The 17,999-nt window shown below is 61.4% G+C and carries 16 protein-coding genes; 14 read left to right on the top strand and 2 right to left on the bottom strand.

Going from position 1 to position 17,999, the window contains the following annotated elements:
- Positions 1-151: 151 nt before the first annotated feature.
- The 13 genes from IG627_RS14655 to IG627_RS14715 all read left to right on the top strand — a co-directional run bounded on the left by IG627_RS14655 (position 152) and on the right by IG627_RS14715 (position 13,724).
- Positions 152-1,300: an acetyl-CoA C-acetyltransferase gene (locus IG627_RS14655; protein ID WP_193193127.1), complete on the top strand. Its 1,149-nt coding sequence runs from the start codon at positions 152-154 to the stop codon at positions 1,298-1,300.
- A gap of 167 nt (positions 1,301-1,467) precedes the next feature.
- Complete coding sequence (locus tag IG627_RS14660; RefSeq protein WP_193193128.1) at positions 1,468-2,352, top strand: SDR family oxidoreductase; 885 nt, start codon at positions 1,468-1,470, stop codon at positions 2,350-2,352.
- Between the two features lie 22 nt (positions 2,353-2,374).
- Positions 2,375-3,544, top strand: coding sequence for an acyl-CoA dehydrogenase family protein (locus IG627_RS14665; protein WP_193193129.1), 1,170 nt, complete (start codon positions 2,375-2,377; stop codon positions 3,542-3,544).
- A gap of 199 nt (positions 3,545-3,743) precedes the next feature.
- Entirely contained in the window at positions 3,744-4,940 is a 1,197-nt protein-coding gene (locus tag IG627_RS14670; protein WP_193193130.1) for an acyl-CoA dehydrogenase family protein, read from the top strand.
- A 186-nt stretch (positions 4,941-5,126) separates the two neighbouring features.
- Positions 5,127-5,918: an SDR family oxidoreductase gene (locus tag IG627_RS14675; RefSeq protein WP_193193131.1), complete on the top strand. Its 792-nt coding sequence runs from the start codon at positions 5,127-5,129 to the stop codon at positions 5,916-5,918.
- Between the two features lie 22 nt (positions 5,919-5,940).
- The gene (locus tag IG627_RS14680; RefSeq protein WP_193193132.1) at positions 5,941-6,402 is read left to right on the top strand and encodes a MaoC family dehydratase; all 462 of its coding nucleotides are present in this window, start codon (positions 5,941-5,943) and stop codon (positions 6,400-6,402) included.
- A 38-nt stretch (positions 6,403-6,440) separates the two neighbouring features.
- Positions 6,441-6,632, top strand: a complete 192-nt coding sequence (locus IG627_RS14685; protein ID WP_193193133.1) for a hypothetical protein — start codon at positions 6,441-6,443, stop codon at positions 6,630-6,632.
- 41 nt (positions 6,633-6,673) lie between these two features.
- Positions 6,674-7,876, top strand: coding sequence for an acetyl-CoA C-acyltransferase (locus IG627_RS14690; RefSeq protein WP_193193134.1), 1,203 nt, complete (start codon positions 6,674-6,676; stop codon positions 7,874-7,876).
- Positions 7,877-8,035: 159 nt separating this feature from the next.
- Positions 8,036-8,809, top strand: coding sequence for an SDR family NAD(P)-dependent oxidoreductase (locus tag IG627_RS14695; protein WP_193193135.1), 774 nt, complete (start codon positions 8,036-8,038; stop codon positions 8,807-8,809).
- Positions 8,810-9,291: 482 nt separating this feature from the next.
- Positions 9,292-9,849, top strand: coding sequence for a GTP cyclohydrolase I FolE (gene folE / locus IG627_RS14700; RefSeq protein ID WP_319024579.1), 558 nt, complete (start codon positions 9,292-9,294; stop codon positions 9,847-9,849).
- A gap of 135 nt (positions 9,850-9,984) precedes the next feature.
- Positions 9,985-12,381, top strand: a complete 2,397-nt coding sequence (locus tag IG627_RS14705; RefSeq protein WP_193193136.1) for a TonB-dependent receptor — start codon at positions 9,985-9,987, stop codon at positions 12,379-12,381.
- A 232-nt stretch (positions 12,382-12,613) separates the two neighbouring features.
- On the top strand, positions 12,614-13,447 hold the full coding sequence (locus IG627_RS14710) for a Coq4 family protein (RefSeq protein ID WP_193193137.1): 834 nt from the start codon (positions 12,614-12,616) through the stop codon (positions 13,445-13,447).
- Positions 13,437-13,724 (top strand): 4a-hydroxytetrahydrobiopterin dehydratase, encoded by a 288-nt coding sequence (locus tag IG627_RS14715; RefSeq protein ID WP_193193138.1) that lies wholly within the window; start codon positions 13,437-13,439, stop codon positions 13,722-13,724. Before IG627_RS14710 ends, IG627_RS14715 begins: the two co-directional genes overlap by 11 nt.
- A 102-nt stretch (positions 13,725-13,826) precedes the next feature.
- Here IG627_RS14715 and IG627_RS14720 read toward each other — a convergent pair whose 3' ends face one another.
- Both IG627_RS14720 and IG627_RS14725 read right to left on the bottom strand, forming a co-directional pair.
- Positions 13,827-14,930: a helix-turn-helix domain-containing protein gene (locus tag IG627_RS14720; RefSeq protein WP_193193139.1), complete on the bottom strand. Its 1,104-nt coding sequence runs from the start codon at positions 14,928-14,930 to the stop codon at positions 13,827-13,829.
- 158 nt (positions 14,931-15,088) lie between these two features.
- The gene (locus tag IG627_RS14725; protein ID WP_193193140.1) at positions 15,089-15,772 is read right to left on the bottom strand and encodes an SDR family oxidoreductase; all 684 of its coding nucleotides are present in this window, start codon (positions 15,770-15,772) and stop codon (positions 15,089-15,091) included.
- 276 nt (positions 15,773-16,048) lie between these two features.
- Between IG627_RS14725 and IG627_RS14730 the strand changes: the two genes are divergently transcribed.
- Positions 16,049-17,998 carry an N-acyl-D-amino-acid deacylase family protein gene (locus IG627_RS14730; protein ID WP_193193141.1) on the top strand — a complete coding sequence of 650 codons (1,950 nt, stop codon included), beginning with the start codon at positions 16,049-16,051 and terminating at the stop codon, positions 17,996-17,998.
- The last annotated feature ends 1 nt before the right edge of the window (position 17,999 follow it).

Consider the following 17,999-nt stretch of genomic DNA (forward strand, 5'->3'; position numbering starts at 1 on the left):
AGCGCCTTCGCATCGGGCTCTGTTGGTCGTCATACCGGCGCAGGCCGGTATCCAGAGTCGTGGCGCCTGGGTTCCGGCCTGCGCCGGAACGACGAAAAATTCTGTACGGGCCTGCGGGCGAGAAAAACGAAATAATTAATCGAGAAGTAACATGGCCGAAGCCTACATAGTCGACGCAATCAGAACCCCCACCGGCCGACGCAAGGGCGGCCTGGCGCATATCCACGGCGCCGACCTGGGCGCCCATGTACTGAAAAACATCGTAGAGCGCAACGGCATTCCCGACGCGGATTACGAAGACGTAATCTTCGGCTGCGTGGACACCATAGGGCCGCTGGCCGGCGATATAGCCCGCACCTGCTGGCTGGCCGCCGGCCTGGATCAATCTGTTCCCGGCACGACGGTGGACCGCCAGTGCGGCTCCTCCCAGCAGGCGGTGCACTTCGCCGCCCAGGCGGTGATGTCCGGCTGTATGGATGTGGTGGTGGCCGGCGGCGTGCAGACCATGACCCAGATTCCGATTTCCTCGGCGATGATCGCCGCCGAACCCCTGGGCTTTAAGGATCCTTTCTCCGGCTCCGAGGGCTGGGTGGCCCGCTACGGCACAGAGCCGCCGACGCAGTTCAAGTCGGCGCAGATGATCGCCGACAAGTGGGGCTTCAGCCGCGAGCAGCTGGAAGAATATTCGCTGGAATCCCACCGGCGCGCACTGCAGGCAATCGAAGAGGGCCGCTTTTCGCGCGAAATAGTCCCGCTGGCCGGTGTGGTCAACGACGAGACACCGCGGCAGACGTCGCTGGAAAAAATGGCGGAGCTGGAGCCAATATTCGGCTGTGATAAGGTCACCGCCGGCGTCGCCTCCCAGACCTGCGACGCCGCCTCGGCGCTGCTGATCGTGTCCGAACAGGCACTGAAAAAATACCAGCTGATGCCGCGCGCGCGCATTCACCATATGAGCGTGCGCGCCGAAGATCCCATCTGGATGCTGACCGCGCCGATTCCCGCCACCGAGTACGCGCTGAAGAAAGCCGGTATGTCCCTCGCGGATATCGACCTGGTGGAAATCAACGAGGCCTTCGCCTCTGTGGCCATGGCCTGGCTGGCGGAAACCGGTTACCCGCACGTGCAGACCAACGTCAACGGCGGCGCCATAGCCCTGGGTCACCCGCTCGGCGCCACCGGCACAAAGTTGATGACCACCCTGCTGCACGAACTGGAGCGCACCGGCGGCCGCTACGGCCTGCAGACCATGTGCGAGGGCGGTGGCCAGGCAAACGTAACCATTATCGAAAGGCTCTGATCCACGGGAAAGCCCCTGATTTACGGGAAAGACCCTGTAGGAGCCTGCTTGCAGGCGAACAGAGCAAGGCTCCGTAGCCGTTCGCCTGCAAGCAGGCTCCTACAGGGTGATTGCCCCAAACTCATTGGGGTGCCGGGCTCTGAAGAATTAAAAAGACGAGGTAGGAAATGGGTATCTGCAACAACCGCGTAGTCATAGTCACCGGCGCCGGCGGCGGCCTCGGCGCAGCCCACGCAAAGGCCTTCGCCGCCGAGGGCGCCTGCGTGCTGGTTAACGATATCAACACCGATGCCGCGCAAAAGGTAGTGGATGAGATCGTTGCTGCCGGCGGTCGCGCTGTGGTGAACAATTCCGATATCACCAATTACGTCGACTGTGAAAACGCGGTAACCCAGGCGCGCGAGACCTACGGCGGCCTGCATGTGGTGGTGAACAATGCGGGTATCAACCGCGACCGCATGTTCGCGTCCATGACCGAACAGGAGTGGGACGCGATTATGGCGGTGCACCTGAAGGGCCACTTCTGTATCAGCAGCCACGCGGTGCGCTACTGGCGCGATCTGGCCAAGGCAGGAGAGACGGTAAACGCGCGCATTATCAACACCACCTCCGGCGCCGGCCTGCAGGGCTCCATCGGCCAGTCCAACTACGCCGCTGCCAAGGCCGGCATAGCCGCGCTGACCCTGAACCAGGCCGCGGAGCTGGGCCGCTACGGTATCACCTCCAATGCGATAGCCCCGGCGGCGCGCACCGGTATGACCACCGCGGTGGAAGCCATGGCCGAGCGTATGGCCAAGCCGGAAGACGGCAGCTTCGATTACTGGGCCGCGGAAAATGTCTCACCCCTGTTGGTGTGGCTGGGCTCCGAAGCATCCTCCCACGTCAGCGGGCGTATCTTCGAATCCGAGGGTGGGCGCATCTCCATCGCCGACGGCTGGCGCAGCACCCAGGGTGTGGACAAGGGAGAGCGCTGGCAGCCGACGGAAATTGCCGCGGCAATGGAGGAATTACTCGGCAGGGAAGTGCCGGCTCAGAAAGTTTACGGCACCTGATACTGAATTTTTGAGGTCCAGAATGCAGTTCGCCTTTACCGAAGAACAACAGATGATCCGCGATACCGCGGAACAGTTTCTCGCCGAAGTCTCCACCAGCGAGGCGATACGCAGCGCGATGGAAACCGAACTCGGTTATCAGCCGGAACTCTGGCAGCGCATCTGCGGCGAGCTCTACTGGCAGGCGATCCATATTCCGGAAGCCTACGGCGGTATGGGCCTCGGCCAGGTGGAACTGGCGGCGATGCTGGAGCAGATGGGCCGCTACCTGCTGTGCTCACCTTTTTTCTCCACCGTCTGCCTCGGCGCCAATGCGCTGATGGTCGCCGGCACCGAGGCGCAGAAAGAAAAGTACCTGCCGCGTATCTGCGAGGGGCTCACCGCGACCCTGGCCTACACGGGAATTTCCGCTGCCCGGGGCGGCGGCCGCTGGGGTGCGGATGCGGTGGAGGCGATTGCCGAACGCGACGGCGATGAATTTATATTGAACGGCACACTGCGCTTTGTACCCGACGGCGCCAGCGCCGAGCTTCTTATTGTCGCCGCGCGCGCGGCCGGCACCTCCGGTGAAGCAGGCATCAGCCTGTTTGTGGTGCCGGCGGAGAGTCCCGGGATCGAGCGCAAACTGCTGCCGACCATGGACCAGACCCGCAAGCAGGCCGAGATTGTTCTCAGCGACCTGCGCCTGCCCGCCGATACGTTGATGGGAGCTGAAGGCGATGCCTGGCCGCAGCTGCAGAAAATCCTGCAGCTGGCCACCGTGGCCCAGGCCGCGGAGCAGATGGGCGGCGCCCAGCAGTCGCTGGACCTGGCGGTGGAATACAGCAAGGAGCGGGCGCAGTTCGGCCGCCCGATTGCCGGCTTCCAGGCGATCAAGCACAAGGCCGCGGACATGATGACCCGTACAGAGGTGGCCCGCTCGGCGGTCTACTACGCCGCCTGTGTGGCCGAGGAGGCTGTCGAGGGCGGAGAACTTGCAGGCGAACTGGGTGAGGCGGCGAGTATCGCCAAGGCCTACTGTTCCGATGCCTATTTCCAGAATGCCGGCGATGCGCTGCAGATACACGGCGGTGTCGGCTTTACCTGGGAATACGACGTGCACCTGCACCTGAAGCGCGCCAAGGCCAGCGAGCATTTTCTCGGCAGCGGCGACTACCACCGCGAGCGCGTTGCGCAGTTGCTGCTGGATTGAGATTCCTGATAGAAGTTTATTGGCGGCCCTGCTACCGGGTATGTCCTTGCGAGACACGGGCTAGGCGCCCCCCCTAAATACATCCCTGTAGGCTTGTCGGCCGGGTCCCTCCGGCCGACAGTCTCGCAAGGACATACCCGGCATCAGGGCCTTCGCATCTGACTGTTGTGTCGTAGCTATAGTCGGAAAGGTAAAGAATATGAAACTGAGTTTTAGCCCCGAAGACGAAGCCTTCCGCCGCGAAGTGGCCGACTGGCTGAAGGAAAACCTGCGCGGCGAATTCGAGCAGCTGAAATTCCGCGGCGGCCCCGGCGACGAGCATATGTTCGCCGAGGAGCGCCAGCGCTGGGAGCAGAAACTGGCTGAGGGCGGCTGGACCTGTGTCGGTTGGCCGAAGGAGCACGGCGGGCGCGGCTGTTCCATCGAGCAGCAGGTGATTTTCCACGAGGAGTACGCCCGCGCCGGTGCACCGGGCCGTGTCGGTCATATCGGTGAAGGCCTGGCGGGTCCGACGATTATCGCCTTCGGCTCGGAGGCGCAGCAGAAAAAATACCTGCCCGGAATTTTGGCCGGCACCGAGCTCTGGTGTCAGGGCTATTCTGAGCCGGGCGCCGGTTCTGATCTGGCCAATGTGAAAACCCGCGCGCGCTTCGATGAAGCGAAGGGCAAGTGGATTCTCAACGGCCAGAAGGTCTGGACCTCGCTGGCGCAGGAGTCGGATTACTGTTTCGTCATTGCGCGCACGGATCCCGAATCGAAAGGGCACAAGGGCCTGGGCTTTTTCCTGGTCAGCATGCACCAGCCGGGCATCGAGGTGCGCGGTATCCAGCAGATTACCGGCACCAGCGAGTTCAACGAGGTGTTCTTCGACGATGCCGAGTGCGATGCCGAGGATATCGTCGGCCAGCCGGGCGACGGCTGGAAGGTGGCCATGGGCCTGCTGGGCTTCGAGCGCGGCGTGTCGACGCTGGGCCAGCAGATGCAGTTCCAGAATGAGCTGAACGAGATAGTGCGCATCGCGAAAGAAAACGGTGCGGCGCAGAACCCGGCCATCCGCCAGCGCATTGCCCAGGCGCACACGGAACTGAAAATCATGCGCTACAACTCGATGCGCATGCTGTCGGGCCAGAGCGGCAGCGACGGCAGCCTGCAGAAGGAGGCGCTGATCTACAAGCTGTTCTGGGCTACCTGGCACCGCAGCCTGGGTGAGCTGGCGATGGACGTACTGGGGCCCGAGAGCCAGATACTGGAAGCGGCTCCCTACGAACTGAGCCGCCTGCAGTCCATGTACCTGTTCGTGCGCTCCGACACCATCTACGGCGGCACCAACGAAATCCAGCGCAATATTATCGCCGAGCGCGGCCTGGGCATGCCCAGGGAACCGCGGCCCGCCTAGTGGCTTTGGCTTAGAGGCGGCCCTGCTACCGATATTTGTTTGCGGGACACGCCGTGAATACATCCCTGTAGGCTTGTCTGCGAGGTCCCTCTCGCAGACAGTCCCGCAAACAAATATCGGCATCAGGACCTTCGCATCGAGTCTCGTGGCTCGACGCACAGCGTATAGAAAATTTCGGAGAAACTGATGGATATTCACAATCCAACCTATGTTCCCGGCCACCAATTACTGGCCGGAAAATCCGTACTGATCACCGCCGCCGCCGGCGCCGGTATCGGCTTTGCAGCGGCGCTGAAAGCCGTGCAGGAAGGCTGCCGCGGTATAGTCATCAGCGATATCCACGAGGGGCGCCTTAACGAAGCGGTGGAGATGCTGAAAAAGGAAACCGGCCTGGACCAGGTCTACGGCAAGACCTGTAACGTCGCCGATGAGGAACAGGTGCAGGCGCTGGTCGCCTTTGCCGAGGAAAAGCTCGGCGGCGTCGATGTGTTGATCAACAACGCCGGCCTGGGCACCAGCAAGGCGTTGATCGATATGGCGGACGACGAGTGGATGAAGGTGATCGACGTCACCCTGAACGGCACCATGCGCATGACCCGCCAGATGATGAAGGTGATGAAGGCCCGCGGCCAGGGCGGGGTGATCGTCAACAACTCCTCCGTCCTCGGCTGGCGCGCGCAAAAGGAGCAGGCCCACTACGCCGCCGCCAAGGCCGGCGTTATGGCCCTGACCCGCTGCGCGGCGCTGGAGGCGGCGGAATTCGGCGTGCGCATCAATTCCGTGGCGCCGTCCCTGTGCGCCCACCCGATGCTGAAAAAATCCGCCCCGGAAGCCCTGCTGAAACAACTGGAAGGCCGCGAAGCCTACGGCCGTGGCGCCGAGGCCTGGGAAGTCGCGAATGTAATGATCTTCCTGGCTTCCGACTATTCGAGCTACCTGACCGGCGAGAACATCGCCTGCTCCAGCCAACAGGCCTGAGCAAGAAAGCGGAACCCGAACAATGCCAAAAATATTCGAAACGCCACTGCAACTGGAAATTGCCATAGGTCAACGCCTCGGCGAGACCGACTGGCTCGAAATAGACCAGAACCGCATCAACCTCTTCGCCGAAGCCACCGGCGACCACCAGTGGATTCACGTCGACCCGGCGCGCGCTGCCAGCGGCCCCTTCGGCTGCACCATAGCCCACGGCTACCTGACCCTTTCTCTGGTCAATCTGTTCCTGCCGCAGATCATCGAGGTGCGCGGTATCAGCATGGGCGTCAACTACGGCTGCGACAAGGTGCGCTTTCCGTCGCCGGTAAATGTGAATTCCAGGGTGCGTGGTGTTGGCGAACTGCTGCAGGTGGAAAACGTAAAGGGCGGTGTCCAGGCCACCATCCGTGTCACCGTGGAAATCGAGAATAGCGACAGGCCCGCCTGTGTGGTGGAAACCATTTCCAGATATTACCCACAGCAATAACTAAATCCGATTTAGAACTCCCCTTGTAGGAGCGGCCCATGGCCGCGATAGATCTCTGCCACTACCACACATCCATCGCGGCCATGGGCCGCTCCTACAAGATACATATCGTCGTTCCGGCGCAGGCCGGAACCCAGGTGCCCCAAACCTGGATACCGGCCTCCGCCGGTATGACGAATAACCGCCTAGTCCAAAAAGACGTAACCAAGCCCACCTCCGAAACCCAATAATATTCCCAGCCAAAAGAAAATAATCGTGCTGAGGAATCCCCATGCGCCAAGCAGTCATAGTCTCCACCGCCAGGACCGCCCTGGCCAAGTCCTTCCGCGGCGCCTTCAACGATACCGAGGCACCGGCACTGGGCGGACATGTGGTGCGCGCGGCGGTGGAGAAGGCCGGTATAGACCCGGCCCGTGTGGACGACTGCATCTTCGGCGCCGCCGCCCAGCAGGGCACCCAGGCCTATAACCTCGGCCGCCTCTGCGCCATCGCCGGCGGCCTGCCGGAATCCACTGCGGGCATGGCCATAGAGCGTCAGTGCTCCTCGGGCCTGATGAGTATCGCCACCGCGGCCAAAAGCATCATCTGTAACGAGTACGATATCGCCGTGGCCGGTGGGGTCGAGTCCATCTCACTGACGCAGAACAAGCACAAGAACAGCTACCGCAATGTGTCCAAGACGGTCACCGAGATAGATCCCTGTGCTTATATCCCGATGATCGAGACCGCGGAGATAGTGGCCGAGCGCTACGGCATCTCCCGCGAGGCCCAGGACGAGTACGCCCTGCAGAGCCAGCAGCGCACAGCCGCCGCGCAGCGGGCCGGGCTGTTCGAGGGCGAGATAGAGCCCTTCACCGCGACCAAAGCAATTTTCAACAAGGAAACCCGCGAGACCAGCTACGAGCAGGTGACCCTGGACCGGGACGAGTGCAACCGCCCCAATACCACGCTGGAGAGCCTGAGCGGCCTGGAGCCCGTGTGGAAGGACGGTCGCTGGGTCAAGCAGGGCAAATATATTACCGCCGGCAATGCCTCGCAGCTTTCCGACGGCGCTGCGGCGGTGGTGGTGATGGGTTCGCAGCTGGCAGAAAAGCAGGGCCTGCAGCCCCTGGGCGCCTACCGCGGCCTGGCCGTTGCCGGCTGCCGCTCCGACGAGATGGGTATAGGCCCGGTATTCGCGGTGCCGAAACTGCTGCAGCGCCACGGCCTCAAGACCGGCGATATCGGCCTGTGGGAACTGAACGAGGCCTTCGCCTCCCAGGTGCTCTACTGCCGCGACAAGCTGGGTATCGACAACGAGTTGCTCAATGTCAACGGCGGTGCCATCTCCATCGGCCACCCCTTCGGCATGAGCGGCGCGCGCATGGTCGGCCACGCCCTGCTCGAGGGCAAGCGCCGCGGCGTCAAGTATGTGGTGGTGACCATGTGTATCGGCGGCGGTATGGGTGCTGCCGGATTGTTTGAAGTTTTCTAATGCGCTATCGGCCGCAAGATACTTTTGCCGGCCAGTCGTTTTGTTCCCCCCACGTCATCGGGGTTCTCTCGCGGGTAGATGTTTGTGCTGCAAACACGCCCGCTTTTTTTTGCCTGAAATTCGAGTAGCAAAATAAGCACAATAAACATGGAGACTGAGATGAACAGTGACAACTTCCCTCAGGGCGCGGCCCTGATCTACGGCGGCAGTGGCGGCCTGGGCGCGGCCTGTGCCGAGCGCATCGCCGCCTACGGTGGCGATCTGGCCATCACCTACCGCGGCAACCGCGACAGGGCCGAAACCGCAGCCGCGGAAATAGAGGCGCTGGGTCGACGCTGCTCGGTGCACCAGGCGGACCTGTCCCGGGCGGAGTCGGTCACCGAGGCCTTCGATGCGGCTGTCGCCGCCCACGGCCGCGTACACACGGTGGTAGTCGCGGCCGGCTCGGATATCTCCCAGCCCTACCTGGCGGAAACCAGCGAGGAGCAGTGGCAGCAGGTGATCGACAACGATCTGAACGGCTTCTTCCGCATCGCCAGGAAGGCGATACCCCATATGCGCGAACAGGGCGGCGGCAGCTTTGTGCACATCTCCTCGGCGGCCCTGCTGCGCACCGCACCCAAGGACGTACTCTCGGCCGCACCCAAGGCGGGTATAGATGCGCTGATCAAATATATCGCCAAGGAGGAGGGCATCCACAATATCCGCGCAAACTCGGTGGCCATAGGCGTGATAGAGGCGGGCATCTTCCTGCGCCTGGAAAAGGAGGGGGTGTTCGACCAGCGCTGGAAGGAAGCGGTTAAGGGCGGACTCTGCCTGAAGCGTTTCGGCAAGGCGCGGGATGTGGGTGAGGCCGCGGCCTATTTTGCCTCCAACCGCGCCAACTATGTGACCGGGCAGCTGATCAGTGTCGATGGTGGCTACAGTGTTTGAATACTCTGACTGCGTACACTAGACGGCCCAGATTGTTTCTCAAGTAAGCCGAGCAGTGCCAGGCACTGCTCGGCGAGAATCAGCGTATCTGCACCAAAGGTTCGACAAGGTGAATAAAAGAACTGATTCGCCGTGCAATATTGTCCGCTATTAAGCTCATCTTGAAGGGCAATGTCATCAATGGTGGGATGCGCCTAATAAAGTTTTCCAAAAACTTACGATTCATTAGGGGCTAGGTCTGGCTGCGTAAATTTGCGTGACCTCCCCCATCCAGGGCGCATTCGCGCCCCTGTCCCGACTCCCGGCTTCCCCGGCCGCAGCTCCTCTCCTTCGCCAATCGGCACACCCATTTATTAATCCATAAGAAGCCGTCTTTTTGCCATGTTCCAGGGCGGCGGCCCGGCGTTAGAGTAACTTTGAGCCTGACAAGTGGGTGGCTGCGGCCTCCCGGGCGAGATGTTTCCGTTTGAAGGGGGAAGTAAATGAGCGAAAAGAATCTGCAACAGGCCTATGCGGAAATCATAGGCAGCCGCGATGATCTCACGCGCCCGGGGCTGGTCGATACCCCGAAAAGGGCGGCCAAGGCATTTGATTTCCTGACCCAGGGTTACCACAAGACGGTCGAGGAGGTGGTCAACGGTGCACTCTTCCCCTCCGACAACAGTGAAATGATCGTCGTCAGGGATATCGAACTCTATTCACTGTGCGAACACCATATCCTGCCGTTTACCGGCAAGTGCCACGTCGCCTATGTCCCGTCCGGAAGGGTGATCGGCTTGTCCAAGATCGCCAGGATAGTGGACGTTTTTGCGCGCCGCCTGCAGATCCAGGAAAACCTTACGGTGCAGATCGCCGATGCGGTCAGGGAACTCACCGATGCGCAGGGGGTGGGCGTCATTATCGAGGCGAAACACATGTGCATGATGATGCGCGGTGTCGAGAAGCAAAACTCGGTGATGAAGACTTCAACCATGCTGGGCAGCTTCCGCGACTGTGCGGAAACACGCTATGAATTTCTGGCCCTGATAGGACAGAAGTGACAGCTGTCCGGGGCATTGGTAACTGGATGGGAGAGTGATTTCCGCCGATATGCGGCGGGAAATATTAGTAAAAAACGGGGTAGAGATGGCCGCCTCTCGGGGGCCTTAAAGACGAGGACGTCAGGAGAATAAGCGATGATAAAAAATGACCGTATCAAGTGTAAAAGGCAGCGCCTGCCGCTGGCCGTGGCAATGGCAACGAGTATTGCCGGCAGCGCCATCGTAGAGGCCGCGGAGCTGGAAGAGGTTGTCGTCACGGCGCGCAAGCGCAGCGAGAGTCTGCAGGATATTCCCGTCGCGGTTTCCGCGCTGACCGGTGACAGCCTGCGCGAAAAGGGTATCAGCCAGGTAACCGATCTCACCGGCCATGTGCCCAACCTCAAGTTTGATGTCCAGCCCCAGTCCGGCGGTTCGGCCGCGCGTATCTTCGTGCGCGGCATTGGCCAGTCGGATTTCAATATCGCCTTCGATCCCGGCGTCGGCACCTATGTGGACGGCATCTATATGGGGCGCTCCCAGGGTGGTGTATTCGGGCTGGTGGATATCGAACGTATCGAAGTTCTGCGCGGCCCCCAGGGCACCCTGTTCGGCAAGAACGCCACCGGCGGCGCCATCAATGTGATTACGGCCAAGCCCAGCGAGGAAGCCGGTGCCCGCGTGGAAATGCGGGTTGGCAATCACCAGCGCCTGGATGCCAAGGCGGTGGCAGATATCCCCCTGGTCGACGACGTCTTGCTCAGTCGCGTGTCCCTGGCCAGCAAGCGGGCAGAGGGCTACACGGAGAATATCTTTCTCGGCAAGAAAAATAGCGACGATGAAGAGCTGGCGGGCAGGGTGCAGCTTCTCTGGATGCCATCGGACGGGGTTGAGGTGTCCCTGTCCCACGACCGCTTCGATGTCAACGAGGGCACCGTGGGCTACGAGTGCCGGGTCACCACGGGCACCGACTCGCTGCTCGGTGGCCTGATCGACGCGGCCTTCCCGACTTTCTACAGCGACTGCGCCGCGGATGCGGACAACGGCTGGGACAAATTTGAAAGCGGCGACTACTCCCAGAGCCAGGTGGCGTCGGCAATGAGCGCGATGACCCTGGACTGGGCCGCGAGCGAGGATCTGTCGATCAAGTGGATCACGGGCCACCGCCAGCTGGACAGCCTGGTCAGCGGTGAAAGCGACTACACCCGCCACCCGGTGAGTTCCACCAGAGGGTATACCGACGTCACTGTGGAGACCTTCAGCCAGGAACTGCAGTTTTCCTGGACGGCCCTGGATGGCCGCCTCAGCTGGGTTGGCGGTCTCTACTATTTCCGCGAGGACGCCCACGATTCCGACACCGCGAGCAATCTCCCCTACCCGGATGCCTTACTCGGTGGCGTGCTGCCGGTAGAGGCGCTCAGCATGGTGACAGAGTCGGATCCGGCCAATATTGCGCACAGGCCGCTGAATTCCATCAGCGAAGTACAGCTGGATACACTCAGCTACGCGGCGTTCAGCCAGCTCAGCTACGATATGACCGACCGTTTGGGCCTGACCCTCGGCCTGCGGCGCACGGTCGAGGAGCGCGAGGCGCAGGTGCTGGGCTACTGCCCGCCGAGCTCCCTCGCCTCGCTGGAATTTATGCGCAATGCCCTCGGCCCCTGGGTGCCGTCTCCGTGCCAGGGCCAGGTCACCCTGCTCGACGGCAGCACCAATTCCACCCTGTTCGCCACCAGCGGTGACGAGACATTTACCAATCTGTCGCCGATGGCCAGTGCCAGCTACCGCTGGCACGACGACCTGATGACCTACCTGACCTACAGCGAGGGCTTCAAGAGCGGTGGCTTCAACGTGCGCAACAGGGAGCGCGGAAATACGCCGGTGTTTGATCCGGAGACGGTGAGCAGCCTGGAGTGGGGCCTCAAATCCACCTGGTTCGAGCGCGCCCTGAAGCTGAACCTGGCGGTCTTCTGGAACGACTACAGCGATATGCAGATTCCCGGCATGGTGGCCTCCACCGATGCCGGCGGCAGCACTGTGTTCCGCATCGAAAACGCCGCCGATGCCACCACAAAGGGCGTGGAATTGGAAATGGTGGCCTTCCCCACACCGCAGCTGATGCTGAGCGGCAGTATCGGCTATATCGACGCCGCCTACGACGACTTCACAGTACCGCACCCGTTGGTGCCGGGGCTGACACTCGACCGCTCCGACGACGATTTTTCCCATACGCCGGAGTGGCAGTTCCAGCTGGGCGGCCAGTACTCGGTGCCGCTGGCGGAGATGGGCGAGCTACAGCTGCGCGCCCACTATTACCGCCAGGCGGAGACGCGCCTCGGTGTCCAGGGCGCCAATGCAGAAGCCTACGGTCTGCTCGATGGGCGCATTGTCTTTGTCAGCGCCGATGAGACGCTGGAGCTGGGCCTCTGGGGGCGCAACCTCACCGACGAGCGCTATATCGCCTCCATTTCACCGCTCGGTGTCGCGCTCGGTGTGGATGGCTACTTCTATGGAGAGCCGCGCTCCTACGGTCTGGAATTGGCTTATCGCTATTAACCCGGCAATCAAATATTGCCGGGTTAATACGGCACAGGGATGTGCCACCGCCGAGCGTAGTTCGAACGCAGGGGAAATCATCCTCGGGCTGGCTGGATCAACCAGCCTTTTTCCTGGTTGTTGGAGAGGTCGGTCAATGACTCTTTCAGCAGCCCTTTTTTTCACAAAGTTTGCCACGCGGTGAGCTCCCCAGCCTGCCGTAAATAAAAAGACACACACAGAGGTTAGCTCTATGTCCGATGTACCAAACTACAGCGCCACGCAAAGATTGCTCGACCCCAAAAAGCTGGGAACGACAACAATGCTCAGCAGCACTTCGAAGTACCTGAACGACCCGCGCCTGCGTCACTGGGTTGCGACGGAAGCGCTGCGCCGCAACGGCCTGGATATCGACCACTATGGCGGCCCGCTGGAAATCATCGACATTTTCCGCGACCTGGACGATATCGATACCATCAACAAACTGTTCGCCGAAGCCCGCGCAAAAGATCCGAATCTCGATCGCTGGTTTAATGAGCGCTACCTGGTGCCCCACGATATGGAGGCCCTGGCCAAGCTGCCGGAGGGCACCCTGGGGCGCGAATACCAGAAGATGCTGGCGGAGCAGGGGCTGCAGGCGGACTTCCTGCCCTTTGACAGTACCGCCACCGATTACGACTACTTTCTTCGCCGCCAGGGCCAGACCCACGATATCGAGCATGTGGTCACCGGTTATCGCTATGATCCGCTCGGGGAGTTCGCGCTGATCGCAGCGCGAAACATCAGTATTATCCAGAGCCTGGGTCTGGAACTGGCGGAACATCTCTGCGTTGTCAGCAACCTGCTATTAAGCACCGGCCTGTCGCGGTTCGCCTGTCACTATCCCAAGATGCTGCAGCCGCTGTACCGGGCCCTGGGTGAGGGTGAGCGCATCGGTCGGCAGATGACCGCGCCTATCTATATGCCGCGCTACGAGGAGATGTTCGAGTGGCCGCTGGAGAAGGTGCGCGAGACACTGGGTGTGGTGCACAGCTCCGAGTTTGAAGACACCATGTGGTCCCTGGGTGCCTACTTCGATGTCGCCTGATGTAGCGGCGGAGATTGCGGATCACTGGCAGCGCGCAGCCGACAGGCTGGCGCTGCGACTGCGTTTTGCCAGCTTTCGCGATGTCGTGGCCTTTATGGGGGAAGTGGCGCCGCTGGCGGATGGGCAGAACCATCATCCGGAGTGGCGCAATGTCTACCGCGACCTGGATATAGAGCTGACGACGCACGATGCGGGCGGACTGTCGCCGAAGGATTATCGCCTGGCGGCCGCTATCGATACCCTACTGGAAAGCTACAGCGTCGAGGTGCGCAGCTGATACGCGAGGGTTTTCTTTCTCCTCCACAGCATCGAGCAGTAAATCCCGTTGGAGCCCGCGAAATTATTCAACGGCTCCCGGTGGTCAAAAACTACCGCTGTGTTATTCGCTGTTCTGGCGTACCTGCGTCGGTGACCAGCCGGTAAGCTGCTTGAAGCGGCGGGAAAAAAACATCGGATCCTCGTAGCCGACCCTGTGTGCGATCACCTTGATCGCAATATCGGTTTCCTTGAGCATCTCTTTCGCCTTCTGTACCCGCACCTGATCTCTCCAGCGCATGACATTGACCCCCAGCTGTTCCCTGAACAGGGCCGCCAGGGTGGAACTGGAGGTGTTGGCTGCGGATGCAATATTTTCCACGGTGATTTTTTTATTGTAACGCTCGAGTATATAGCTGCAGGCCGCTGCAACTCGGGGGTCCAGCTTCTTGTCGGAGTTCTTGGGGCGTATATTGTCGAAGAGCAGCAGTATCTGTTCCAGCAGGTTCAAATGCAGCTGCCGCTTCTGGATAAGGTCGGAGTGGGATACATCGATAATCTGGCAGAAGGCCTTGTGAATATAGTCCTTCTCGATACTGTCCGGCAGGCGCAGGGAAACGACCGGCTCCGCCTGCTGGCCCTCATGCAGGAAGCCGATCCACGACTTGCGTGGAAAAAAAGAGCAGGTAAAGATACTGGCATCCTCGCAATCCGGGTGGCGCTCCAGATGGATGGGCAGCCCCGACTTGAATAGCAGAAGTTCCGGCGCCTCGGCGATTTTCCGCCTGCCGTCGAACTCCAGCACCGCCCGGCCCCTCTCGATGTAAATCATAAACCAGGCACTGTCGGGGACGGCGATGGTCCTCAGGCTGGCTGCAGGATCGTCCCTGGTCAGCTCCATCTGGCCGCTGATGGCCTGGTGGTTGTTCAGTGCGCGTTCGAGGAAGTACAGCCAGATAAAAATTTGAAAGTTGGATGCGAGTTCCGGCTCCTGCAGCCGGTCAAGATTCTCGAGGCCGATACCGCATTGATTCAGGGCCAGATTCAGCAGGTCCAGGCGCTCTTCCCGGGAAAGTTGATCCAGATCCATAATTCTGCTGACCGGCAGGGTGACACAGTCATCTATGCTGTCGATGAAAGCCTGCACTTCGCCCAGGGGCGCCGCATCTTCGGAACGAAGAGCGTCCACCAGTGCTCTGGCGTAACTTACGAAAAGTTGGTCGGACATCTCGCTGGGCATGCTTTTTATTATCTTTACCACGCGCTCGAGTGACGTCTGGCAGTATAAACCGCGATTCCGCCGCAGGGAACCCGATGCGGCGGATTGCATGGGGGAGGCCGCTACCGGCGCTGGGAAGTGTGCCACGAGCGTTGGAGGGGGGCTCATCAGGCGCGTCCGGTCACCGGGATCAGGGCGCCGTGGATAGCGCAGGCGGCGCCGGAGGCCAGGAAGCAGATGGCACTGGCCAGGTCTTCCGTCGCCACCCATTGCGAGACGTCGGCATCGGGCATGGCGCGACGGTTGGCCGGGGTGTCGATAACGCCGGGGAGCACCGCATTCACGTTGATATTCTTCTGTTTCAGTTCCGCGGAGAGGCTTTCGGTCAGGCGCATCACAACGCTCTTGCTGGCGCAGTAGGCGCCCATATGTGGCAGGCCGCTCAGGGCACCGGCCGCACCGACATTGACGATGGCACCGCGGCCCCTGTCCAGCATGCCGGGCACCACGGCCCTGACCACGTTGTGCATGGTTTTTACGTTGATATCGAACAGGAATTCCCAGCTCTCGTCTGTCACTTCGTGAACGGCCGGCCCCATATCGAAACCGCCGGCCAGATTGAAGACACCGTCGACCGCACCGATTTCCGCAAAGCACCACTTCACGGCTGCGGCGTCGCGCAGGTCCAGCGAGTGGCGCTCGACGCCGGTGGAGCTGTCGGCTCCCTGCTCACCGAAAGCCAGATCCAGCAATACCGGCTCGGCACCGAGCGCAAGCGCCTTCTGCGAAACCGCCCTGCCCAGGGCGCCGTTGGCTCCGGTGATTGCGATACGTTTTCCCTTCAAGTCCATATCGATAACTCCTGCAGTAGGGTTTGTGTGACCGCAATTTCGGCCGCACCGGGGGAATCCTACCAAGGCTGTTGGAGCCTCCCCATGGAGTATTCCTCTAAGCGCATAGACTAATCTCATCGCCTCGGCGCCGCTGCAAAGCCGGGCCGAAAATCCATATGAAGGCGTTTTTTCTCCATGGTCTCTAAAGGCCCACGCCCTCTAGAGTAGATCCAGGTTGTGGATGCCGGTCCGCTCAAATAAAAGCCGATAAATACAGATGCCGGGAGTTTTGACATGTACGATCTGTTGATAACCAACGCTCAAATTTGCGATGGAACTGGAGATGCCAGCTATCGCGGTTCCCTGGCGCTGAAGGACGGCAGGATTGCCGCGGTCGCCGCCGGCGAGCTGGCGCTCAATGCCCGGGAAGTAGTAGATGCAGCGGGTCGGGTGGTGGCCCCCGGGTTTATTGACTGCCACACCCATTTCGATGCGCAGATCACCTGGGATGGCCGCGCAGAGCCGTCGCTGGAGCACGGCGTGACCACGGTGGTCAGCGGCAACTGCTCCCTCACCATGGCGCCGGTGCGCGCCGAGCATCGCGAATTCGTCGGCGCCGTCTTCCGCCAGATCGAAGAGATGCCCAAGGCGGATTTCGAGGCGGGGATGGAGTGGAACTGGGAGACCTTCGAGGAATACCTCGGGGCCTTCAGGGAGCGGCTCGGTATCAACGTCGCGCCTATGGTGGGTCACAGCATGTTGCGCCTGTGGGTTATGGGCGAATCCTCCCGGGACCGCGTCGCCACGGAAGACGAGCTGCAGCAGATGTGCGCGCTGTTGCGCCAGTGCCTGGATGTGGGCGGCCTGGGATTGAGTTCCAGCTGGGTGGATATAGACCACGAGTACCGCGCGGTTCCCTGCCGCCAGGCGGCGCCGGAAGAGCTGGACGCCCTCTGCTCGGTGCTGGGCGAGTACGGCGCGGTGATGCAGATAGTGCCCGAGTTCTGGGATGCGGACCTGCTCGCGGCCCGTATCGACATACTCGCCGAGCTGTCGCGCAAGCACGACATCATGATCACCTTCTCGCCCCTGTTTGACTCAACGGCAACCCCCGAGCTGGTGGACAGGGCCATGGAGCGGGTGCAGTTGCAGGTCGCGCGGGGTGCGCGGGTGGTGCCGCAGATGCAGACGCGCCCCATCGACGTGACCTTCGAGTTCGATATCCCCACGTCGGTATTTAGCACCCGCCCCACCTGGTGGGCCACGATTCTCAAGCCCCACGACCAGACCCTGGCAGACTTTCGGGACCCGCAAGTGCGCAAGCGGCTGGTCGAGGAAGCGTACAATGCGATGCACCCGATTGCGATGGAGATCAGCTTCCCGGAATTTCTCGTCTCGAGAACCACCCTGGCCCACAACAAGCCGCTTGAGGGCAGAAGGCTCGCGGATATCGCCGCCGAGCGCGGCTGCGACCCGGTCGAACTGATGCTCGACCTCGCCGTCGAGGAAAACCTGAAAATCTGCTTTAGCGCCTTCGAGGTGGGGCACAACCGCACCGACAATATCGTCGGCCCCATTGCCAGTGACCTGGTGCAGATTGGATCCGGCGATGGCGGTGCCCACGTTGCCCGCTTCGCCACCTACGGGGATACCGGCTACCTGTTCAGCAAGTTCGTGCGCGAGGCCGGGGCGCTCAGCCTGGAGCACGCGGTGTACAAGCTCACCGGGCATATCGCCCGCAACTGGGGCCTGACGGACAGGGGGCTGATACGCCCGGGGCTGGCCGCGGACCTGGTGATCTTCGATCCGCAAACCATCGACCGCGGCCCGGAAATTCCGGTGGAGGACCTGCCGGCAGGCGGCTACCGCTATATCCGCCGGGCCAGCGGCATAGAACAGGTATTCGTCAACGGCAAGCTGGTGTACTCGGCGCAGGGTGGCTATACGCAGGCGACCAGCGGCGCCATAGTGCCCGAGCGCAGACAGGAGCGCGCGCGGCGCGACGCTGCAACGCTCGAGTCGACAGTGGGCGTCGCCAGCACAAAGCCCGCGCCCCTGCGCAACTGGACTTACCCGCAGCCGGGCGATGACTGGCAGAGTATCGCCAAGCGGGAACTGCCGGAAAAAGACCTGCAAGAGGCGGTGCAGGACCTGCAGAGCTGGAACCTCTACCTGGTCTTCCGCCCGGCCCCGGCAAGGATGACCTGCTCCGACATCATCTTCACGGCGCCGCCGGCGGCCTAGC

The sequence above is a fragment of the Microbulbifer taiwanensis genome, from assembly GCF_014904815.1.
GTDB classification, from domain to species: domain Bacteria; phylum Pseudomonadota; class Gammaproteobacteria; order Pseudomonadales; family Cellvibrionaceae; genus Microbulbifer; species Microbulbifer taiwanensis.

Coding starts and splice junctions, on each gene's coding strand:
- IG627_RS14655 (WP_193193127.1), top strand. CDS start 152: ATGGCCGAAGCCTACATAGTCGACGCAATCAGAACCCCCACCGGCCGA.
- IG627_RS14660 (WP_193193128.1), top strand. CDS start 1,468: ATGGGTATCTGCAACAACCGCGTAGTCATAGTCACCGGCGCCGGCGGC.
- IG627_RS14665 (WP_193193129.1), top strand. CDS start 2,375: ATGCAGTTCGCCTTTACCGAAGAACAACAGATGATCCGCGATACCGCG.
- IG627_RS14670 (WP_193193130.1), top strand. CDS start 3,744: ATGAAACTGAGTTTTAGCCCCGAAGACGAAGCCTTCCGCCGCGAAGTG.
- IG627_RS14675 (WP_193193131.1), top strand. CDS start 5,127: ATGGATATTCACAATCCAACCTATGTTCCCGGCCACCAATTACTGGCC.
- IG627_RS14680 (WP_193193132.1), top strand. CDS start 5,941: ATGCCAAAAATATTCGAAACGCCACTGCAACTGGAAATTGCCATAGGT.
- IG627_RS14685 (WP_193193133.1), top strand. CDS start 6,441: ATGGCCGCGATAGATCTCTGCCACTACCACACATCCATCGCGGCCATG.
- IG627_RS14690 (WP_193193134.1), top strand. CDS start 6,674: ATGCGCCAAGCAGTCATAGTCTCCACCGCCAGGACCGCCCTGGCCAAG.
- IG627_RS14695 (WP_193193135.1), top strand. CDS start 8,036: ATGAACAGTGACAACTTCCCTCAGGGCGCGGCCCTGATCTACGGCGGC.
- folE (WP_319024579.1), top strand. CDS start 9,292: ATGAGCGAAAAGAATCTGCAACAGGCCTATGCGGAAATCATAGGCAGC.
- IG627_RS14705 (WP_193193136.1), top strand. CDS start 9,985: ATGATAAAAAATGACCGTATCAAGTGTAAAAGGCAGCGCCTGCCGCTG.
- IG627_RS14710 (WP_193193137.1), top strand. CDS start 12,614: ATGTCCGATGTACCAAACTACAGCGCCACGCAAAGATTGCTCGACCCC.
- IG627_RS14715 (WP_193193138.1), top strand. CDS start 13,437: ATGTCGCCTGATGTAGCGGCGGAGATTGCGGATCACTGGCAGCGCGCA.
- IG627_RS14720 (WP_193193139.1), bottom strand. CDS start 14,930: ATGTCCGACCAACTTTTCGTAAGTTACGCCAGAGCACTGGTGGACGCT.
- IG627_RS14725 (WP_193193140.1), bottom strand. CDS start 15,772: ATGGACTTGAAGGGAAAACGTATCGCAATCACCGGAGCCAACGGCGCC.
- IG627_RS14730 (WP_193193141.1), top strand. CDS start 16,049: ATGTACGATCTGTTGATAACCAACGCTCAAATTTGCGATGGAACTGGA.